The sequence below is a fragment of the Nocardiopsis sp. Huas11 genome (genome assembly GCF_003634495.1).
GTDB lineage: Bacteria > Actinomycetota > Actinomycetes > Streptosporangiales > Streptosporangiaceae > Nocardiopsis.
Genome location: NZ_RBKY01000001.1, coordinates 5,783,580 through 5,802,813 on the forward strand (window position 1 = coordinate 5,783,580; position 19,234 = coordinate 5,802,813).

Below are 19,234 nucleotides of genomic sequence, written 5' to 3' on the forward strand. Positions count from 1 at the left end.
CTCCGTCCCACGAGTCGTCATGCCAAATGGGCGCTCGTCCCTGCTCCCCCGTTGGATCAGGACCCGAGGGCGAAATCGGCACCCTTCGATACAAAGCTCTCCGAAGGCGGGGGGCCGCAAACCTTCTCAGCCCTCCCGCCCTCCGCCGAGAGCTCGTGGCGGCGCCGCCTCAGCGGCGCGGCTTGGTCAGCAGCACCATGCGGAACTTCCCGATCTGGATCTCGTCCCCCCCGCCGAGCTCGGCCTCGTCGACCGGCTCGCGGTTGACGTAGGTGCCGTTGAGGCTGCCCACGTCCCGGACACCGAAGCCGTTGCCCCGTCGGAAGAACTCCACGTGGCGCCGGGAAACGGTGACGTCGTCGAGGAAGATGTCGCTGTTGGGATGACGCCCGGCGGTGGTGACGTCGCTGTCCAGGAGGAACCGGCTGCCGGCGTTGGGGCCGCGCCGGACCACCAGCAGCGCCGTGCCCGCCGGCAGCGCGTCGGCGTTGGCGGGGTCATCACCACTGAGCTCGTCGCCCGAGTCCTCTTCCTCCAGGGCCTGTATGCCCGAGATGGAAATGGTGGACGTGACATCGCCGGCGGCGTCCCCACCCGCACTGGGCTGTGGGCTCTGTTCTGGCCTGCGGACGGGAGTCCCGCAGTGAGAGCAGAAACGGGCATCATCCGCAACGGCGTGACCGCACTGCGTGCAGTAAACGCTCGACATAGGTCGGCTCGGCCTCCTACCGCACGGGGCGGTGCTTGATTCGGCTGATCGGTGGCACGTCGCGGGCATCGCGCGGACCCTCGGCCCACACACCGCCCGGAGCGTGGTGAGACGGGCCCCAGTCGCGGCGACGGGACGCCTCACACGGTCGGTCGCTAGGTCTCATCCCCCAAGTTGCACTCCTTGTCACCCGGGTCAGGACGTCCGCCGCTGCCGGGAGGCCCGCCCCGGGTGGCGACTCGGACGCCGGGGAACACTCGACTTTAAACCATATCCCTGTCCAGGAAGGGATTCGCTCCTCCTCGGCCTGCCGCGAAGCCCTGGACGACCCCCGCGACCCGTTCGGCCGACACGGCACCCGGGGCACCGCATCCGCCGGTGACCGACCTCGGACGAGATGGACACCTGTCCTGATGCTGATGCGCGGGAGGACCGATTGGTTCTCCCAGAGTCGCAACGAATTCGGGAGAACTTCACGGCACCGCGACGACCTGCTGATATGTCGAGTTTAGCCGGTGGTCGGCCATCACATCGGACACTCTGCGCCATTAGGCGAACACACAACGCGGGTGCGGGCTCCCTGTACCCGCACCCGCGCGTGCGCGTTCCTAACCCTCGGCGCGTTCCACGACGGCGGCCCACTCGTCCAGCAACCGCTGGGCCGTGTCGGAGTCAGGACCTTCGGCCCAAAGATGGGTGACGGCCTCGGAGGTGTCGGGCAGCACCAGCGCCCAGCCGCCGCCGGGCTCCAGCACCCGGACGCCGTCCGTGGTGTCCAGCTCGCGGTCGCCCGCCGCCTCGACCACGGCGCGCATGACGCTGCCCTTGACCGCCCAGGGGGTGGGGACGGAGCGGCGCAGCAGGTGCGCCCGCGGGATGGCCCGGTCGATCTGGCTCAGCGACCGACGGGTCCGGGCCACCAGTCCGAGCAGCCGTACGAAGGCGGCGATGCCGTCGCTGGTGGGGCTGAACTCCGGCAGGACGAACCCTCCGCGCCCGTCGGCGGCGAAGACCACGTCCTCCGCGCCTCCCTGGACGGCCTTGGTGAGTTCGTCGGTGGCCGTGGCCGTCCAGTGCACCTCCACTCCGTGCGACCGGGCGACGGTCTCGGCGACCCGGGTGGTGGTGACCGGCAGTGCCACCCGGCCGCCGCCCCGTTCGGCCGCGACCAGGTCCAGGACCACCAACAGCGCGCGGTCGTCGTCGACCAGCTCACCGTTCTCGTCCACGATGGCCAGGCGCTCGGCCACGGGGTCGAAGCGCACCCCGAAGTCGGCCCTGGAACTCGACACGAGCTCGCCCAACCGCTCCAGGTCGCGCATCTTCTTGGCGACCGTGTCGGTGGGCGAGACCTCGTCCAGCCGGTTGTTGACGGTGAGCACGTCGACCCCGATGCGCCCCAGCAGCGAGGGCAGGATCAGCGAACTCGTACCGCCGGCGCAGTCGATGACGACCTTGAGCTCGGCCTCGGCCACCCCGGAGGCGTCGACCGACGCCAGCAGTTCGCCCGTGTAGTTCTCCACCACGCGGGAGGGCTGGGTGAGCTCGGCGATCTCGCCCGGGAAGGCGCGGCGGTACTCCGCACGGGAGAAGACCCGGTCGAGCTTGCGCTGGGCGCCCGGGGACAGGTCCGCGCCCCTGTCGTCCAGGAACAGGATGTCCACCGACTCGGGATCGCCCGGGGTGGTCCGCAGCGCGACGCCCCCGCTGACCCCGCTCTGGGAGGTGTGGAAGCGCGCCACGGGCAACGGCACCACCTCCAGGTCGCGCACGTCGATGGCGGCGGAGGTCAACGCGCTGATGACCGCTCGCTTGAGTGTGCGGGCCGCGCGCGAGACGTCGCGGGAGGTCGTGACGATCGCGCCCTTCTTCAGGGTCGTGGCGAAGGCGTTGGCCAGGCGCACCGCCAGCTCGGGGGTGATCTCCACGTTGGTCAGGCCGGACACGCCCCGGGGGCCGAAGAGCGAGCGCTGCCCCCGCGACTCCCAGATGACGTTGTCGTTGACGACGGCGCCGGCCTCGATGGTCTTGAAGGGGTAGACCTTGACGTCGTTGTGCACGTAGGCCTCGGACTCGATGACGCAGTCCTCGCCCACGACCGCGCCCTCCTCCACGCGGACCGCGGCCATGATGTCGGTGTTCTTGCCGATCACCGCGCCCCGCAGGTTGGCCCCGCGCCCGACGAACACGTTGTCGTGCAGGACGGTGCGGTGGCAGAAGGCGTCGGCGCGCACCACGGCGTTGCTGCCGACCACGGTGAACTCGCGCAGTTCGGCGCCCGCCTCGACCTTGGCGTAGTCCCCGACGTAGAGCGGGCCCTTGAGGACGGCGTTGGGGTCGACCTGGGCGCCCTCGCCGATCCACACGCCCGGGGAGACCTCGAAGCCGTCGATCTCCACGTCGACCTTGCCCGAGAGCACGTCCGCCTGGGCGCTGAGGTAGCTCTCGTGGGTGCCCACGTCCTCCCAGTAGCCGTCGGCGATGTAGCCGTAGAGGGGCTCGCCCTCCGCCAGGAGTTCGGGGAAGACGTCACCGGACCAGTCGACCACCTCGCCGGCGGCCACGCGTTCCAGGACCTCCGGCTCCATGATGTAGATCCCGGTGTTGACCGTGTCCGAGAAGACCTGGCCCCACGTGGGCTTCTCCAGGAACCGCTGGATCCGGCCCTGCTCGTCCACGATGATGATGCCGAACTCCAGCGGGTTGGGCACCCGCTTGAGGGCGATGGTGACCTTGGCGCCGCTCTCCTTGTGGAAGCGGACCATGTCGGTCAGGTCGATATCGGTCAGCGCGTCCCCGGAGATGACGAGGAACGGGTCGCCGCGCAGGTACTCCTCGGCGTTCTTGACACTGCCCGCGGTCCCCAGGGGGACCTCCTCGGCGACGTAGTCGAGCTTCATGCCCAACTCCTCGCCGTCTCCGAAGTAGTTGCGGATGAGGGTGGCCAGGAACTGGACGGTCACGACCGTCTCGGTGAAGCCGTGTTTGCGCAGCAGGAGCAGCACGTGCTCCATGATGGGCTTGTTGACCACCGGCAGCAGGGGTTTGGGCTGGTTGGCGGTCATGGGCCGAAGCCTCGTGCCTTCGCCGCCGGCCATCAGGACCGCCTTCATCGACGGCGCCTGGACCGGACCAGGGGACTCGCTGTTGGACGTGGTCATCGCCGGTACCTCCGTACGACGCCGCCGTCGAGCCGCCCGGCGAGGGGATGGGGTTCGGAGCGCGCACCATCGCGCGCGGTGGGACATGTGCTTCTCATGACGGAGATGACACTCCCTTTCGATCCGACAGGACTCGCGGTGAGCCGGTCCGCCGGTTCGTGGTCGCTCAGGGGCCGGTGTGCCCCTGACCGGTACGGCCCGGCCGTTGCGGACCCCGTCGTGCCGCGCCGGGGTCGCCGTCCACGGACTCCGGAGCGGTCGGATCGGGTCGATCCGCGCGCGCTCCGGTCGAGGGGTCGCTGTCGTCGGCGTCCCCGTGGACGCCGGGTCGATCAGCGCCTTCGTCACGGCGGGTCTGGGCCATCAGGCGCAGTCCCTGTACGGCGTAGAGCAGTCCGGCCCACCAGTAGAGAGCCGTTCCCCACAGAGCAAACGCCCAACCTATAATTCTCGCCACATCGGCCACGACCGACGCGTGCGCGGCGATGAACAGCAACGGGAACGAGTAGAGAAGGCACAGCGTCGCGGCCTTGCCCGCGAAGTTGACCGGAAGCGGCCCGTAGCCGAAGTGGCGCAGCAGCGGAAGCGCACCGAGGATGAGGACGTCGCGCAGCACGAGGATGGCCATGAGCCACCACGGCACGATGTCGCGCACGACCAGGCCGAGCAGGGCGGCGAAGATGTAGAGCCGGTCGGCGAGCGGATCCAGGACCGTGCCGATACGGCTCATCTGGTTCCAGGCCCGGGCGATCTTGCCGTCGAGCCAGTCGCTGATCCCGGCCAGGGCGAGCACCAGCAGTGCCCACCAGTCGGCCTGCGGTCCCAGGACCAACCACAGGAACAGCGGTACGCCGAGCAGGCGCAGCATGCTCAGGAGGTTGGGAACCGTCCAGATACGGTCACTGACCACCGGGCCGGCCACGTCGCCCCCCGCCTCGCGTCTGCCTTCTTCCGCGGATCGCCCCATGGCCCTAACGATAGCTGGCGGGCGGGCCGTTCTCTCGCCGACGTGGCTCCGCCCGCCCGGACCTGGTGTGCTCGTGGCGCCGGCGGTACCGCGCCTGCGGGATCCGCGCGTCCGTCTCGGACTCCTCCAGCGGCACCGAACGCATGACCTCGTCGGCGTTGCCGTAGTCGACCGGCGGCATCGCCCTCAGCGCCTTGAGCTGTTCGCCGTCGGCGCCCAGGTCCGCGGCGCGGTCCACGATGCGCTCCTTGTCCGCGGGGAAGGGCACCTGGCCGAGGATGGTCCGCAGGCCGGCGGCACCGTGTTCGGTCTCCACAGCCGCCCGACCGTGCGAGATGCTGTGTTCCGTGCCCCTACGGGACACGTTGACCGCCTGCCCGGCCACCTCGGCGGCCACTCACCGGGACCCGTCGTGAACTGGGACGACCCTCACACGGGGCGCGCTCACGCGGGCGAGCGGGCGGCCAGGTGGACGGCCAGGCTCCGGAGGCGCTCGACGCCGGTGGGCTCGGTGTCCTGGAGGGGGACCTCCACGGTCCCCTGCGCGGCGAAGCGCTCGCGCGTGGCGGCCAGGGCCGCGGCCGTGTCCGGGCCCGCCGCGCCCTCGGGCGGGATCTGGTTGACCACGACCCGGTCGAGCGAGAAGCCGGCCTCGGCCAGCTGGTCGACGGCGCGCTCGGTCTCGGCGAGCACCATGCGCCGGGGCAGCGTCACCAGGGCGACCACGGCGTCCTCGCGCAGCCGGGCCGAGGCCCGTTCCAGGCGGTGGCGCCGTGCGTGCAGGCGACGCAGCAGCGGGTCGTCGTCCTCCTCCTGGTCGGCGCGGCCCACCACGTCGGCGAAGGCCTCGGCCCGGTTGGCGCGCTCGCGCTGGCGGGTCAGCCCCGTCACCCAGGGGGTGAGCAGGGTCGGCAGGTGCAGGAGCCGGAGCAGGTGACCGGTCGGCGCGCTGTCCACGACCAGGGCGTCCCAGCGGTCCCCGACCTCCTCCATCCGGTCGATGAGCAGGTCGGCCAGGGCCGACTCGGCCATGCCCGGGCTGGACCCGGCCTGTTCCAGGTGGCGGTGGACGGCGGGCATCACCTCGGTGGGCACGGCCCGGCGCGCGTCCTCGCTCACCTGGGCGATCCGGCGGCGCACGGCGGCGTCGGCGTCGGGCTCGCAGGCCCACAGCCGGGGGGCGACCTCGACCGGCTCGTCGGACAGCGGCACCTCCAGCGCGTCGCCGAGGGAGTGCGCGGGGTCGGTCGACAGCACCAGCACGCGCAGCCCGGCGTCGGCCAGGGCGAGCGCTCGGGCGGCGGCCAGGGTGGTCTTGCCGACTCCGCCCTTGCCGCCGACGAACGTGATCGGAGTGGTCAACAGCAGCCTCCCGGCGCGCCGAAGTCGTCGCGGCCCAACCGCTGGTGCCAGGAGTGCAGGTCGGCGACCATGTACGGGATCAGGTCGAGGGTCTCGTAGGCGACGGGGTTGTCCACGCCCAGGGTCTCCAGCATCAGCAGGGCGCGCAGGGTGTCCTGCTGGTGGCGTGCCTCCCGTTGGCGGGCGTGCCCCCAGCGCGCGTCGAAGACCTGCTGGTGGAAGTCCTCGACGCGGCGCCAGGCGGAGACGGTGCGGTGCCAGGCCCTGCCCAGGGGGGAGGACCCGGCACCGCGGCGGTCGGTCGTCACGGGGTGGGCTCGGTGTCCTCGGTCGGGGCTACCGGCTCGGTCTCCCGCGCCTTGGCGGTGGAGCGGTCGGCGAAGGCCTTGCGCAGGGCGATGCCCGCCTCGATGGTCATCCACACGGCCAGGCCGAAGATGATGAGGTCCAGCGGGGCCAGCACGAAGCGCTGCATCGGGTCGTCCGAGGCCAGGAAGCCGTTGAGCTGGACGACCAGGGCCCAGGAGGTCATCACGACCAGGAAGACCAACGGGATGAGGACGGCGATCGGGTTGCGTCCGCGCTTGGTCACCCACACGGCGATGACGGCCAGGGCCAGGCCCGCGGTGAGCTGGTTGGTCGTACCGAACAGCTGCCACAGGGTGCCGGCCGCGAAGTTGCCGGGCACCAGGGCCAGGGCGAAGGGGATCAGGACGGCCAGCAGGGTGGAGACGGTGACGCTGCGGGTCAGGAAGGCGAACACGCGGTGCACGACCCCGCCCTCGGACGCCTTGTCCGCGGCGATCGTGCTGATCTCCTGGATGGTGTAGCGCTGCAGGCGTACGGCGGTGTCCAGGCTCGTGGCCGCGAAGCTCACGACGACGACGGTCGCGAAGACCAGGCCGAGGTTCTCGGGGATGCCGATGTTGCTCGCGAACCCGGCGACGCCCTGGACGAACTTGCCCGCCGGCCCGGTGCCCGCCGCGGTCCAGTCGACGTAGATGTCGGACCAGGCCATCCCCTGGTTGGCGGAGAAGACCATGATGCCGGCGGTGCACGCCAGGATGGAGCAGACCGCGAGCGCGCCCTCGCCCAGGGAGCTGAGGTAGCCCACGTAACGGGCGTCGGTCTCCTTGTCCAGCTGCTTGGACGTGGTCCCCGAGGACACCAGGCTGTGGAAGCCGGAGACCGCGCCGCACGCGATGGTGATGAACAGCAGGGGGAAGATCGAGGGCGAGCCCTCGGGCAGGTCGCCGCGGAAGGCGGGCGCCTCGATCGTGTTCATGCCGACCACGACGCCGACCATGATCACCAGCAGGGCCAGCATCATCTGGTGCTGGTTGATGTAGTCGCGCGGCTGGAGCAGCATCCACACGGGCAGGCGCGAGGTGAAGAAGGTGTAGGTGAAGATCAGCACCAGCCACACGAACGCGGGCTCGACGCCGAGTCCGTTGGCGATGGGGTCGACCGTGATCGGGAACATCTCGCCCAGCGGGATGCACGCGTAGACGATGACCAGGGCCACGACCGAGGGCAGCAGGGCGGCCGTGCGGCGGCGGTAGACGACCTGGCCGACGCCGATCGCCAGGGGGATGGTGACCAGGACCGGCAGGACCGCGGAGGGGTTGTCGATGAACAGCCCCGCGATGATGACCGCGAACACCGCGTTCACCATGGTCACCAGGAAGAAGATGATCAGCAGGAAGAGGATCCGCGCGCGGGCGCTGATGACGTCGCTGGCCAGCGAGCCGATGCTCCGGCCCTTGTGCCGCACCGAGACCACGATCGACCCGAAGTCGTGGGCCCCGGAGGCGAAGATCGTGCCCAGGACCACCCACAGGAGCGCGGGCCCCCAGCCCCAGAAGACGGCGATGGCCGGTCCCACGATGGGCGCGGCGCCCGCCACCGAGATGAAGTGGTGCGCGAACACGATGTGCTTGTTGGTCGGCACGTAGTCCACGCCGTCCTTGAGCGTGTGCGCGGGCGTCACGAAGTTCGGATCGAGCGCGTACACCCTCTTGGCCAGGTACACCGAATAGAACCGGTAGCCGAGCGCGAACAGCGCCAGGGCTCCGAGGAGGACGGCTACAGCGGGCATGGGGGAACCTTCAATCTCGCACCTGAGTGTGCTCGTGGCCGGCGGGTGCTTTGCTCGGGTCTTTGCAGTACAGTCCCGAGAAATTAACATGAGGCACACGTCACAGAAAAGGTGCGCCGTGAACGATTTGGCCTCGGCTTGGCGCCGCGCTCCCACCGGTGAGCTGTGCTGGCTCTCTCCGGACGGGCCGGCCGGCGTCCCCATCGTGCCCCTGCTGGGCGAACACCCGTGCGTGGCCCTCCCGCTGGCCCTGCTGCCGGAGGTCGACTCGCTCCTGAACCGGGCGGCCTTCTGCCTCACCGCCCCGGCGGGCGAGAACGCCCCCACGCTGGTCGCCACGGGACGGGTGCGGGTGCACCTGGACCCCGAGGGCCACGAGTTCGGCGGCGAACTGGTGGAACAGGAGGTCGTCAAGCACCCGCCCTCGCGCCTGCGCGTGGGCAGCCTCATGGCCCGCAAGGAGAACTGGTGGTGGATGGCCCGCGCCATCGTGACCATGGTCGACATCGACCGGGTCCACGAGATCCCCGCCCGGACCCGCGCCGGTGACGCCCTGCTGGTCCGCGAGCGTGACTCGGACGTGCGCGTGGACGTGGTCACCGCCCGCGACTGGTCGGCGGGGGCCGGCTCGTCCGTGGAGCTGTGGTCGCGCGACGGCGCCGACGTCCAGGGGCACGGCGAGGAGGCGCTCGTCTTCTCCCACCAGGCCAGCCCCGACTTCGAGCGCTGGGAGCGCTGGAGCCGGTACGGGACGCTGACCGGGCAGGACCTGGCGATCACCGACGCCGACGGCGGACCCGACCCCGACCCCCGGCCGTTCGGACTGGTGGAGCGCTACCGCAACCACCGCGAGGTGGTGCGGGCCTGCCGTGCGGGCTTCACCACGGTCCGGCGCCGACTGGCGACCTGAGCCGCGCGCGAGAGAGCGGGCGGACCGGACGCCGCGCGCTCGGTGCCGCTCACCCGAGGGCGAGGACGCGGTCGGCCTCCCGGCGCCCCGAGAGCAGGGCCCCGTGGACGGTGGCGGTGTGCTCGATCTCCGTGGCCTCGCCCGCGAAGAACAGCCGGTCGTCGACGGGCCGCCCCAGGGCGAGCCGGTCGGTGTCGCCCGACCCGACCGCGGTGTAGGAGAAGGCGCCCCGGGCGAAGGGGTCGTCGGACCAGTGGGTGAGGTAGTGGTCGACCGGGTCCGGCGCCTTGCGGAACATGCCGCGCAGTGTGGCCATGGCGTGCTCGACGACCTCGGCCTCCTCCATGCCCGCCAGGAACCGGGCGGCGCCGCCGCCGTTGCGGGTGGCGAGGACGGGCGCGCCCATCACCCGCTGTCCCGCGTACCAGTGGAACCAGGTGCCCTCCTCCGTGCCCAGGTTGACGATCACCTCGGCGTCGCCCCAGAAGACGTCGTCGAAGAGCAGGAAGAGCTTGTCCATCCGGCCGGTGCCGAGCTTGCGCACGGCGGCCCGCTTGTCCTCGGGCAGCGCCGGTTCGAAGGCCACCCTGCCGGCCTGCAGCACGCCCAGCGGCAGTGTCACCAGGGCGCGGTCCGCGGTCAGGGTCACCGGCCCGTCCGGGCCTGCGGCGCGGACGGTGACGCCCCGGTCGTCGTGGGCGATGGACTCGACCACGTGGCCCAGGCGCACGTCCAGGCCCCGGGCGAGGTACTCGGTGAGTCGGCCCATCCCCTGGGGGAAGACGACGTCGTCGCCGCTGAACTCGTGCAGGGCGCCCACGGCGGAGAAGGCCACCTCGTCGGCGCTGGCGCCGTGGTCGGCCTCGGTGAGCCGGTGCACGATCTCTCCCGCGTCGCGGGCCCGGCCGCGCACCAGGTTGGCGTCGTGCAGGGCCTGCGCGATGCCCTCCTCGATGGACTCCTGCGATTCGGCGCCGACGTTGGCCCAGTACATGTGCTCGTGCAGGAGATTGACGTCCTCCATGTTGCGGCGGTGCCGGTCGAAGAGCAGCCGGCGCCCCTTGGGGTCGTAGGCGGTCTCCGTGGCCCGGTTGAACACGGCGGTGGGGGCGCCCGCCTCACGGACCAGGTCCGCCAGCGGGTTGTTGCGCTCTCCGCGCATCCACGAGGCGCCCACGTCCAGGGTGACGCCGTTCCAGATGTCGACGGAGTGGATGCGCCCGCCCAGACGGTCGCGGGCCTCCACCACGGTGACGCGCTCGCCCTCGGTCGCGAGCCGGTCGGCGGCGGCCAGTCCGGCCATCCCCGCGCCCACGACGATGGTGTGGCCGAGCCCGGCCTCGGCCTCGCGGCCACGCGGCGCGCTCCCGCTCTCGGTCTTCCCTTCGGCGGGCCCCTCCTCGGCGGACCTTGCGCCCATGTCCTCGCTCATGGCCTCCCTCTCCACGTCGGTGACCCGCAGTGAGACACTAGTCGCGCACGGTGCCCCGCGCGGGGACGACACCCCGGCGGGGCACGACGTGCGCACGGGCGGCCGCCGGTCCGGCCGGAAGGCCGGGCCGGCGGGGCCGTGACCGCGGGCTCGGCGCGGCTCGGCTCGGCGACTCACCGGGGAGCGGGACCGCCGGGCTCCTCTCCTTCGTCCATCTCGATCCGCTCACGCATGCGCTCGCCCTCGACGTGCTCGTCGTGGGACACCTCCTGCTTGCGGACCCTGACCTCCTCGACCGGGACCTCCCTCTTGGAGACCACGGGACGCTCCTCGTGCAGAACGAACCGCTCCTCGCCCTCGGCCATCCCCCCGGGGTCCTCCACCTGGGAGGGGTCGGTGATCGGGCGGCGCTCCACCTGGATCTCCTCGTGGTGCAGCGGAACCGTCTCATCGAAGCGCTCGCTCTCGACGGACTTGTGGATCCTCGCCTGACCGCTCTCGCGCCGCTCGACGCCGATGTCGACCTGCTCCTCGTGGCGGACCATCCGAACCTCGCCCTCGTCGGAGGTCTCGGCCCAGTCGCCCCGCTCTCCGGCCATGCCCGCACCCGCGGTCGTGCCCTCCTCGGTCGGGCCCATGGTCGAGCCCTCGTCCGCGGTGGTGCCCGTCATCCTGTCGGCCTCGCCGCCCGCCTGGCGCGGCACGCTACCGTGCTGGGCGAAGTAGTCGCTGATGACGGCCTTCTCCTCCTCGGTCAGGTTCTGGCCGCCCTCGACGTTGGGGGCGTCCTTGACCGTGGCCTTGTCGTAGGGGACCTGGATGTCCTCCTCGACGGTGCGCGCCCCCTGGAGGGGGACGAGCGTCTCCTTCATCCCGAACAGGCCGGTGTGGACCGACACCCAGGTCGGCTCGTTGGTCCGCTCGTCGAGGTAGACCTGCTTGATCTTTCCGATGTTCTGGCCCTCGTCGTCGAGCACGCGATGTCCGACGAGTCCTTCCGCCGCGATGTGGTGCGCCACGGTGACCTCCCTGCCCGTCTACGGTCTCCGTCCAGTGGGAACGGGCGCCCCCACCGGGTGTACGCGAAGGGCACTACCCCGATCGACCAGGCGGAACTGATCTTCTGTACGGAGATAACACAACGTGAGCCACCTGTTTGCCCTGCGTGGGATCCCAGTGGTCGCTTCGTTGCCTGGATTGACGTCGAGCTGGTCTTCGGCGCCCGCTCCCCCGGCGCTGGCACCGCAGTTTCGACCACGCCATGCACTTGTTTTGCCACGAATCGAAGTCAATCCCCGTCGAACCGAGGAAGCCGTGCGTGCTGCGCTCCTGGCCGTGATCCTCCACAGGTTCGACTCCCTGCGCACCACGGCCCTCGTGCGCTCCCTGCCGTCCGTGTGCGGCTGAGGCGGCCCGGGGCCGAGCGTGCGGGCCCTCGGGCGGACCGGTGCCTCAGGCGTCGTGCGCGTCGACCATGGCGCCGTCCATGGCCACCACATGTCCGGCCCGCACCACCGCCCAGCGGTCGGGGACGTCCACCACGACCTGGGGCAGGCACTCCCCCTCCACCAGGAGGAAGTCGGCGGGGGCGCCCCGCGTGAAGTCGGCCCGCGGCAGGCCCAGCAGGTCGGCTCCGTGGTGGGCCGCGGTGAGGTAGGCCGCCGAGAGGTCCTCGTCCAGCCGAGCGCGGCGGGCGCGGGCGAGCAGGTGCGCCCGGTGCAGCATGTCCGCGTCGCCGAAGGGGCTCCAGGAGTCGCGCACGCCGTCGGAGCCGAGACCGACGCGCACACCGCGTTCGAGGAGCACGTCGACCGGCAGGACGCTCTGGGGGTTGGGGGCGACCGTGGTGAGCCCGACCCCGGCCGCGGCGAGGTCGTCGGCCAGCCGGCGCAGCGTCTCGCCGGTGTCCTCGGGGACGCGGAAGGCGTGGCTGACGGTGACGCTGCCTCCCATGTCCAGGGCCCGGGTGCGCTCGATGATGCCGCGGATCGCGGCGAGGCCGGGCCCGCCCCGGTCGTGCAGATGGATGTCGACGCCGACCCGGTGCAGGTCGGCGATGCCGAACACCAGGTCGAGCTGGCCCTCGGGATCGTCGTCGAAGGTGCCGGGGTCGATCCCGCCCACCAGGTCCACGGCTCCGGTGCGCGCCGCCTCGTCCAACAGCGCCTCGGTGCCCGGCGCCCGGCGTACGCCGTGTTGGGGAAAGGCGACGATCTGCACGTCCAGCGCGTGCGCCAGGCGGGCGCGCACCTCGCCGAGGGCCGCCACGCCCGCCAACCCGAAGGCGGGGGCCACGTCGGCGTGCGCGCGCATCGCGCGGGTGCCCTGGGCGACGGCGTGCGCCATGAGCCGTCCGGCCCGCACCTCGACGGGTGTGGGCAGGGCGCGGAACAGGTCGGCGTCCTGTGCGGCGAGGTCGGCGATGCCCTGGGCGGGCCTTCGGGAGACCCAGGGTTCGCCCCATGTGGTCTTGTCCGGGTGGATGTGGGCGTCGACGAGGCTCGGCAGGGCGATCCGGCCGCCGCAGTCCACCACGTGCGCCTCCCCCACCGGCGTCTGCGCGATCCGCCCGTCCACGACCACCAGGTCCACGGGCGCGCCGCCCATGGGGCGGACATCGCGGAAGACCGTCGTGCGGTACTGCAGGGACATGGTGGGCCTTTCCATGGGGACTCCGGAGATTCCACATCGTGAACGCGCGCGCTCGCGATACGGCAGCATCCTAGGCCGTGTCCATTGCGGCATCCCGGCCTCGCGGAAGAACACGGCCCTGTCCTGGTCAGGCCCATGAGGGGGTCGGTGACCCGGGCCCCGGCGGAACGGGGCGCCGGGTCACCGACCACGGTCGACGAGTGTCAGCAGGTGTTGTCGCGGCTGTCGTTCCAGGTGATGGAACGGACCACGGTGTTGACCGCGCACGGGTTCTCCGTGATCGCGGTACCGCGCAGGTCGAGGTTCTCGAAGGTGATGTCGGAGGTGTTGGCGAACTCCGAGCGGGCGGCGATGCGGATGTCGCCCGGACCGGAGACCGACCCGCCCTGGCTGGCGACGGTCACGTTGTGGCAGTTCTCGATGAGCATGGCGTTGCTGCCGGTGTCGGCGATGTCGACGCGCTCGATCACCGCGCCCCCGCTCTGGGAGACGCAGAAGATCCCGCGGCCCCCGCCGCGCGCGCGGACCTCGCCCACGCGGATGTTGGTCGGGTAGGAGTCGCCGACCCGGCCGTTGCGGTTGGCCATCCGGAAGGCCGCGTAACCGGTGCCGGTGCCCGCGCCCTCGGCGTCGACGCGGCCGACGGTCGCGTTGACGGTGTCGTTGAGCAGCAGGCCGGAGTAGCCGGTGTCGCGGGCGGTGACGCTGCCGATGGTCAGGCCGTCGACGCCGTAGGTCTCCACCCCGTGGTTACTGGTGCCGGAGACGTGGACGTCGTCGATGGTGATGTCCCGGGCCTCGCGGACCGCGTCGTTGTCACGGCTGTCGATGCGCATGCCCAGACCACCCGACAGACGCAGGTCGACCTGTCCGAAGTGGACGTTGCGCGACGTGCGCACGTAGACCCCGAAGTACGGGTTCCCGGTCACGGTCAGGTGCGGGACGCTGACGTTCTCGGCGTGCCGGATGCGCACGGCGGCGTTGTTGCCGCTGGGCGTTCCGGTGACGTCGATGGTGCCGCAGACCTCCAGCGAGGTGTGGCTGGGCAGGTCCAGGGAGGCGTTGGCGGGCATCGAACCGGACCCGCGCACGACCACGCGCTCCTGCGAGCTGCGGCCGGGGGTGAGCCCGTCGACGGCCGCGCGCATGGCGGTCAGCATGTCGCCGCCGGTGTAGAGGGTGTCGGAGCCGCGGCGCGCGGTCCAGGTGGAACCGTTCTGGACGGCCTCGGCGGTGGGGGTGCCGGCTCCGCAGTCGTCACCGGATCCGCCCTCGACCTCGACCAGCGACCACACCTGCGCGGCGCCGCCGTGGTGCTCGAACTGGGACAGCCGGCCGTTGGGCTCGGTGCTCCAGTCCCAGACCTCCAGGGCCTTGCCGCTGTTGCGGTTGACGAAGGAGACGCCACCGCCGGTGTCGACCGGCAGCCACTGCTGGTTGGGGTTGCCGTGGTCGGTGTACTGGCGGATCTCGGCGCCGTCCTCGGTGGAGTGCTCCCACACGTCGATGGCCTTGCCGCTGTTGCGGTTGACGATCCGGTAGTAGCCGTCACCGGCGGGGACGAAGCGGAACTGCTGCCAGGGGCGGTCGGTGCGCTCCCACTGGACGATCTCGGCGCCGTCCTCGGTGGAGCCGCCGGTGACGTCGGCGACCAGGCCGCTGTGGTGGTTGCGCAGGACGTAGTAGGCGCTGGTGTCGATGTCGGCGGCCTGGGCCGGACCGGCCACGATACTGGTCAGGCCGAGGGCGAGCAGGAGGGCGGCGGCCGCGGACAGCGCCCGGCGCGGGAGTGCACGGAATCGGAGGGATCTGGGCGGGGGGATGGAACGCACTGTGGCTCCTCGCGTTCGGCCTCCGGGCGCGTTCACCCGGAGGTGGTGGGGGGTACGGGAGCGCTCCCATACGTCCTCCTCGCGAAGGACGCACTGCGGGCGCGCTCCCGGCTGGGGTGCGCTACGACGGGCCGCCGCCCCGGACAGGTCGTGCCCGGGGCGGGGCCGGAGCCGTCAGGGCTCTCAGCAGGAGTTGTCCTGGCTGTTCTCCCAGGTGATACCGCGCAGGACGGTGTTCACGGCGCACGGGTTCTCGTTGAAGGCCGTGTCGGACAGGGTCAGGTCCTCGAAGGTGATGTCGGAGGTGTTGGCGAACTCCGAACGGGCGGCGAGGCGGATGTCGCCCGGCCCGGCGATGGTGCCGCCGCTGACGGTCACGTTGTGGCAGTTCTCGATGAGGGCGGCGTTGCCACCGGTGCCGGCGATGTCCACGTTCTCGATGACCGCGCCCCCGCTCTGGGAGACGCAGAAGATCCCGCGGCCGCCACCGCGCGCGCGGACCTCGCCCACGCGGATGTTGGTGGCGTAGCCGCCGTCCAGGTGGCCGTTGCGGTTGGCCATCCGGAACGCGGCGTAGCCGGTGCCCGTTCCGGCGCCCTCGGCGTCGACGCGGCCGACGGTCGCGTTGACGGTGTCGTTGAGCAGCAGGCCGGAGTAGCCGGTGTCGCGGGCGGTGACGCTGCCGATGGTCAGGCCGTCGACGCCGTAGGTCTCCACCCCGTGGTTGTCGGTGCCGGAGACGTGGACGTCGTCGATGGTGATGTCGCGGGCCTCGCGGACCGCGTCGTTGTCACGGCTGTCGATGCGCATGCCCAGACCGCTCGACAGGCGCAGATCGACCTGTCCGAAGTGGACGTTGCGCGACGTGCGCACGTAGACCCCGAAGTACGGGGTCCCGGTCACGGACAGATGGGGCACGGAGACGTCCTGGGCGTGGCGGACGCGCACGGCGGCGTTGTCGCCCGTGGGGGTGCCGGTGACGTCGATGGTGCCGCAGACCTCCAGCGAGGTGTGGCTGGGCAGGTCCAGGGAGGCGTTGGCGGGCATGGAGCCGGAGCCCCGGACCACGACGCGTTCCTGGGAGGAGCGCCCGGGGTCGAGGCTGTCGACCGCCGCGCGCATGGCGGCGAGCATGTCGCCGCCCTCGTAGACGACGTCGCCGCCGTGGCGGGAGGTCCAGGTGGAACCGTTCTGGACGGCCTCGGCGTGGAAGTCGCCGTCACCGCAGGCGGCGGCCGCGGTCTCGGCCACCTCCTGCCCGCTGCTCTGGAGTTCGGCGGGGTCCGAGGCGCCGGGCCACTGCCAGGCGGCGCCGACCACGCCCAGCCCCAGCGCCACGGCGGCGGCCGCGCCCACCAGGGTGCGGCGCAGTCGCCCGCGGCCTCTCGACGCCCTCCGGCGGGGTGGCCCCTCGCCGCTGTCGTGACGTGCGGATTCCATGCGTACTCCTTCGTGCCGGCCCTGGAGCGGCGGGGCCCCAGGGGTGGACGACAGGCAATGGGAGCGCTCACAATGCCCGTGGAGTTCGGGAAACTAGCATGGAAAGCGTATTCCCGAAACCGGGGTAAAATCAGTCCGTAACCGCCGCGCCACACAGAATCCATGGTCGACCGGTATGCGGCGGCATCCACCCGATCGCCGATGGGAACGGAGTCCGCGTGATCCCCCTCAGCGACAACAGCCCCCTCTGGGGCGCCGGCCACGCCTCCGCCGGCGATCCGGCGCGCTTCGACGGTCACGACGTGACCGCGAACGACTCGTCCTCGGTGGCCGAGATCCTGGACGCCATCGCACCGGACGCGCCCGCACTCGTTCTGATCGACCATCTGGCCGCCCATCCGGGTCAGCGGATCTCGTCGGACGCGATCATCGCGGAATTTCCCGACGAGTTCACGAACCGGCACTCGGTCGCCGACTCGACGAGTCGGATCAACGCGCCCTTCTCCGAGCGCGGGTTCCGACCGCTGTTCTACTGGTGGAAAAGCAAGAACGGCGAGCCGTCCACCTACGCCATGAAGCACTCCGTCGCCGCGGTGGTCCGCTCGGTCCGCCGGGCGTGAGGGCCTGGGCGCGGACGGCGGAGATCACCCGCTTGGCGGAGCACTTCTTCCCCTGACGGGCGCACCCGGCAGCGCGCTCACCGGGACTCCTCGCCCCCGCTCGGCTCGGGTGTGTTCGCGTGCGCGCGGGCCGAGGGCGTGCGGGCTCCGACGATCGCCGGGGCCTCGTGGATCAGGTCGTCGTCGGTGATCGCCGCGACCATGAAGAGCGCGAAGTCGGTCCGCCGGGTGAGGTTGCTCGCCAGCGCCGGGTCGCCGACGTGCCGGCGCCACACCGGCAGCCCCTGGCTCTCGCCCTCCTCCAGGTCGCTGCCGCGCACGAGCGTCCAGCGGCGGTCGCTGGCGTAGATCCGGCGGGCCGCCCGCAGCTGGTCGTCGACGTCGATGACGCGGGCCAGCCGGGCCAGCACGGTCACGGCCCTCATGATCACCCGGGACCAGAACGAGTACACGTCGCTTTCGTCGCGGGGCACGTGCCAGCCGCAGGAGAAGACCAGCCGAGCCCGCTCGGGCGCCAGGTGGAGCACCGCCCGCGCGGTTCCGGTCGAGTACCCCCGGACACCCCACGGCACCAGGACCGTGAGCACGGCGTCGCAGCCCTCGACCGCCCGCGCGATGACGTCGCGATCGTCGGTCGGCCCCGGGACGACGGTGACGCGGTCCCCGAAGTCGGCCAGCTTGCCGACGCTCTGCTCCCGGCACACGCCCACGACCTCGTAGCCGCGGTCCAGCGCGTGCTGGACCATGTACCGCCCGAGCTTGCCCGAGGCTCCCACGACGCAGACCCTCTTCCGAGGCTCGCCGTCGCTCCCGCGCTGTTCCCGTCGCCCGTCCATGTCCGCCCCTCCCCTTCGCCTTACACCTGTAAGGCCGTGACAGGAGGCTATCCTTACACCCGTAAGGCCGTCAAGGACGCGGTGGAGCACCCGAGCGGAACACGGAGACCACAGGTGGCATCGACCCCCAGGCGGCGGGAGTCCCGCCCCGCGCTGAACCGCGCACGCGTCCTCCAAGGCGCGGTCCGCGTCGCCGACGAGCGCGGGGCGTCCTCGGTGAGCATGCGCAAGGTGGCCGAGGAGCTCGGGGTGGAGGCGATGTCGCTCTACCACCACGTGACCGGCAAGGACGAGATCCTGGACGGGATCGTCGACCTGGTCTTCGCCGAGATCGAGATGCCCGGGGACGCGACCGGCTGGAGGGACGCGATGCGCCGGCGCGCGTCCTCCGCCCGCGCCGCCCTGCTGCGCCACCCCTGGGCGCTGGGCCTGATGGACTCCCGGCGCACCCCCGGCCCGGCCACGCTCACGCACCACGACTGGATGATCGGCTGCCTGCGCGGAGCGGGCTTCTCACTCCGGAAGACCGCCCGGGCCGTGTCGGCCCTGGACGGCTACGTGTACGGATTCGTCCTCCAGGAGTCGAGCCTGCCCTTCCGCACCCCCGAGGAGCTGGAGGGCGTGGCGGCCGCCATGGTCGACGCGTTCCCCGACGAGGGCTACCCCCACCTGACCGAGATGATCCAGGCGCACGCCCTGAGCCCGGGTTACGACTACGCCGACGAGTTCATGCCCGGCCTGGACCTCATCCTGGACGGCCTCGAAGCCCTCCGCCCCGCCCCGGACGACCCGCTCACCTGATCGAGCCCAGGTCCGAGGAGCGGAGCGACCGGCGGCCGGGTCACATCGTGAAGGCGAGGGCCAGTGAGGCGACCGCCAGGGCGAGGAAGGCACCCGGGAACGCGATGTTGTACAGGACGCGAGCACGCACGTGGGCGGCCACCGCGCCCGAGTAGAACACCACGAGCCCCACCGCGGCGGCGACGCCGAGGGCCGGGACCCAGAGCAGGCCGAGGAGCAGCCCGGCCGCGCCCGCGAGCTTGAGCACGGCCAGGACCGGCAGCCACGAGCGCGGCACGCCCACCTCGGCGGAGTTGGCGAGGACGAAGTCCGCCTTCGCCAGATCGGCGACGGCGATGCCGACGTTGGCGAGGATCGTGACGACGGCGACGACGGCGTAGACGGTGAACATGGGAGCTCCGAACTGTGCATGGG

The 19,234-nt window shown here is 71.6% G+C and carries 17 protein-coding genes; 3 read left to right on the forward strand and 14 right to left on the reverse strand.

The genetic code is table 11. The features are described from left to right. Nucleotides 1-169: 169 nt before the first annotated feature. From DFP74_RS26140 to DFP74_RS26170, 7 genes are all read right to left on the reverse strand, one after another. The gene (locus DFP74_RS26140) at nt 170-709 is read right to left on the reverse strand and encodes an FHA domain-containing protein (RefSeq protein ID WP_121185674.1); all 540 of its coding nucleotides are present in this window, start codon (nt 707-709) and stop codon (nt 170-172) included. A 608-nt stretch (nt 710-1,317) separates the two neighbouring features. Continuing rightward, complete coding sequence (locus tag DFP74_RS26145) at nt 1,318-3,822, reverse strand: mannose-1-phosphate guanyltransferase (protein ID WP_121188528.1); 2,505 nt, start codon at nt 3,820-3,822, stop codon at nt 1,318-1,320. A 214-nt stretch (nt 3,823-4,036) separates the two neighbouring features. Next, entirely contained in the window at nt 4,037-4,792 is a 756-nt protein-coding gene (locus DFP74_RS26150) for a CDP-alcohol phosphatidyltransferase family protein (RefSeq protein ID WP_121185676.1), read from the reverse strand. A gap of 49 nt (nt 4,793-4,841) precedes the next feature. Beyond that, a complete protein-coding gene (locus DFP74_RS26155) occupies nt 4,842-5,153 on the reverse strand; it encodes a DUF2795 domain-containing protein (RefSeq protein WP_121188529.1) in 312 nt (103 codons plus the stop codon). Nucleotides 5,154-5,281: 128 nt separating this feature from the next. Beyond that, entirely contained in the window at nt 5,282-6,205 is a 924-nt protein-coding gene (locus tag DFP74_RS26160; RefSeq protein WP_121185678.1) for an ArsA family ATPase, read from the reverse strand. Then, the gene (locus DFP74_RS26165) at nt 6,196-6,507 is read right to left on the reverse strand and encodes a cory-CC-star protein (protein WP_370013434.1); all 312 of its coding nucleotides are present in this window, start codon (nt 6,505-6,507) and stop codon (nt 6,196-6,198) included. Before DFP74_RS26165 ends, DFP74_RS26160 begins: the two co-directional genes overlap by 10 nt. Beyond that, the gene (locus tag DFP74_RS26170; protein ID WP_121185680.1) at nt 6,504-8,297 is read right to left on the reverse strand and encodes a carbon starvation protein A; all 1,794 of its coding nucleotides are present in this window, start codon (nt 8,295-8,297) and stop codon (nt 6,504-6,506) included. Before DFP74_RS26170 ends, DFP74_RS26165 begins: the two co-directional genes overlap by 4 nt. A gap of 118 nt (nt 8,298-8,415) precedes the next feature. Between DFP74_RS26170 and DFP74_RS26175 the strand changes: the two genes are divergently transcribed. After that, entirely contained in the window at nt 8,416-9,207 is a 792-nt protein-coding gene (locus tag DFP74_RS26175) for a hypothetical protein (RefSeq protein WP_233571164.1), read from the forward strand. Nucleotides 9,208-9,256: 49 nt separating this feature from the next. On the opposite strand, the gene DFP74_RS26180 is transcribed toward DFP74_RS26175, so the two are convergent. From DFP74_RS26180 to DFP74_RS26200, 5 genes are all read right to left on the reverse strand, one after another. Next, nucleotides 9,257-10,639: an NAD(P)/FAD-dependent oxidoreductase gene (locus DFP74_RS26180; RefSeq protein WP_121185684.1), complete on the reverse strand. Its 1,383-nt coding sequence runs from the start codon at nt 10,637-10,639 to the stop codon at nt 9,257-9,259. A gap of 173 nt (nt 10,640-10,812) precedes the next feature. Then, nucleotides 10,813-11,658 (reverse strand): PRC and DUF2382 domain-containing protein, encoded by an 846-nt coding sequence (locus tag DFP74_RS26185; RefSeq protein ID WP_121185686.1) that lies wholly within the window; start codon nt 11,656-11,658, stop codon nt 10,813-10,815. Nucleotides 11,659-12,091: 433 nt separating this feature from the next. Next, nucleotides 12,092-13,291, reverse strand: coding sequence for an amidohydrolase (locus DFP74_RS26190; protein WP_121185688.1), 1,200 nt, complete (start codon nt 13,289-13,291; stop codon nt 12,092-12,094). Nucleotides 13,292-13,494: 203 nt separating this feature from the next. Further along, nucleotides 13,495-15,123, reverse strand: a complete 1,629-nt coding sequence (locus DFP74_RS26195; RefSeq protein WP_233571165.1) for an RICIN domain-containing protein — start codon at nt 15,121-15,123, stop codon at nt 13,495-13,497. Nucleotides 15,124-15,306: 183 nt separating this feature from the next. Continuing rightward, entirely contained in the window at nt 15,307-16,563 is a 1,257-nt protein-coding gene (locus DFP74_RS26200; RefSeq protein WP_233571166.1) for a right-handed parallel beta-helix repeat-containing protein, read from the reverse strand. 218 nt (nt 16,564-16,781) lie between these two features. Here DFP74_RS26200 and DFP74_RS26205 point away from each other — a divergent pair, with 218 nt between their 5' ends. Then, complete coding sequence (locus DFP74_RS26205; protein WP_121185692.1) at nt 16,782-17,183, forward strand: DUF6416 domain-containing protein; 402 nt, start codon at nt 16,782-16,784, stop codon at nt 17,181-17,183. 77 nt (nt 17,184-17,260) lie between these two features. On the opposite strand, the gene DFP74_RS26210 is transcribed toward DFP74_RS26205, so the two are convergent. Then, nucleotides 17,261-18,019, reverse strand: a complete 759-nt coding sequence (locus DFP74_RS26210) for an NAD(P)-dependent oxidoreductase (RefSeq protein ID WP_121185694.1) — start codon at nt 18,017-18,019, stop codon at nt 17,261-17,263. 114 nt (nt 18,020-18,133) lie between these two features. Here DFP74_RS26210 and DFP74_RS26215 point away from each other — a divergent pair, with 114 nt between their 5' ends. Then, a complete protein-coding gene (locus DFP74_RS26215) occupies nt 18,134-18,820 on the forward strand; it encodes a TetR/AcrR family transcriptional regulator (RefSeq protein ID WP_121185696.1) in 687 nt (228 codons plus the stop codon). A 40-nt stretch (nt 18,821-18,860) separates the two neighbouring features. Here the strand turns inward: DFP74_RS26215 and DFP74_RS26220 are convergent, their stop codons facing one another. After that, nucleotides 18,861-19,211, reverse strand: coding sequence for a DoxX family protein (locus DFP74_RS26220; RefSeq protein ID WP_121185698.1), 351 nt, complete (start codon nt 19,209-19,211; stop codon nt 18,861-18,863). Nucleotides 19,212-19,234: the final 23 nt, after the last annotated feature.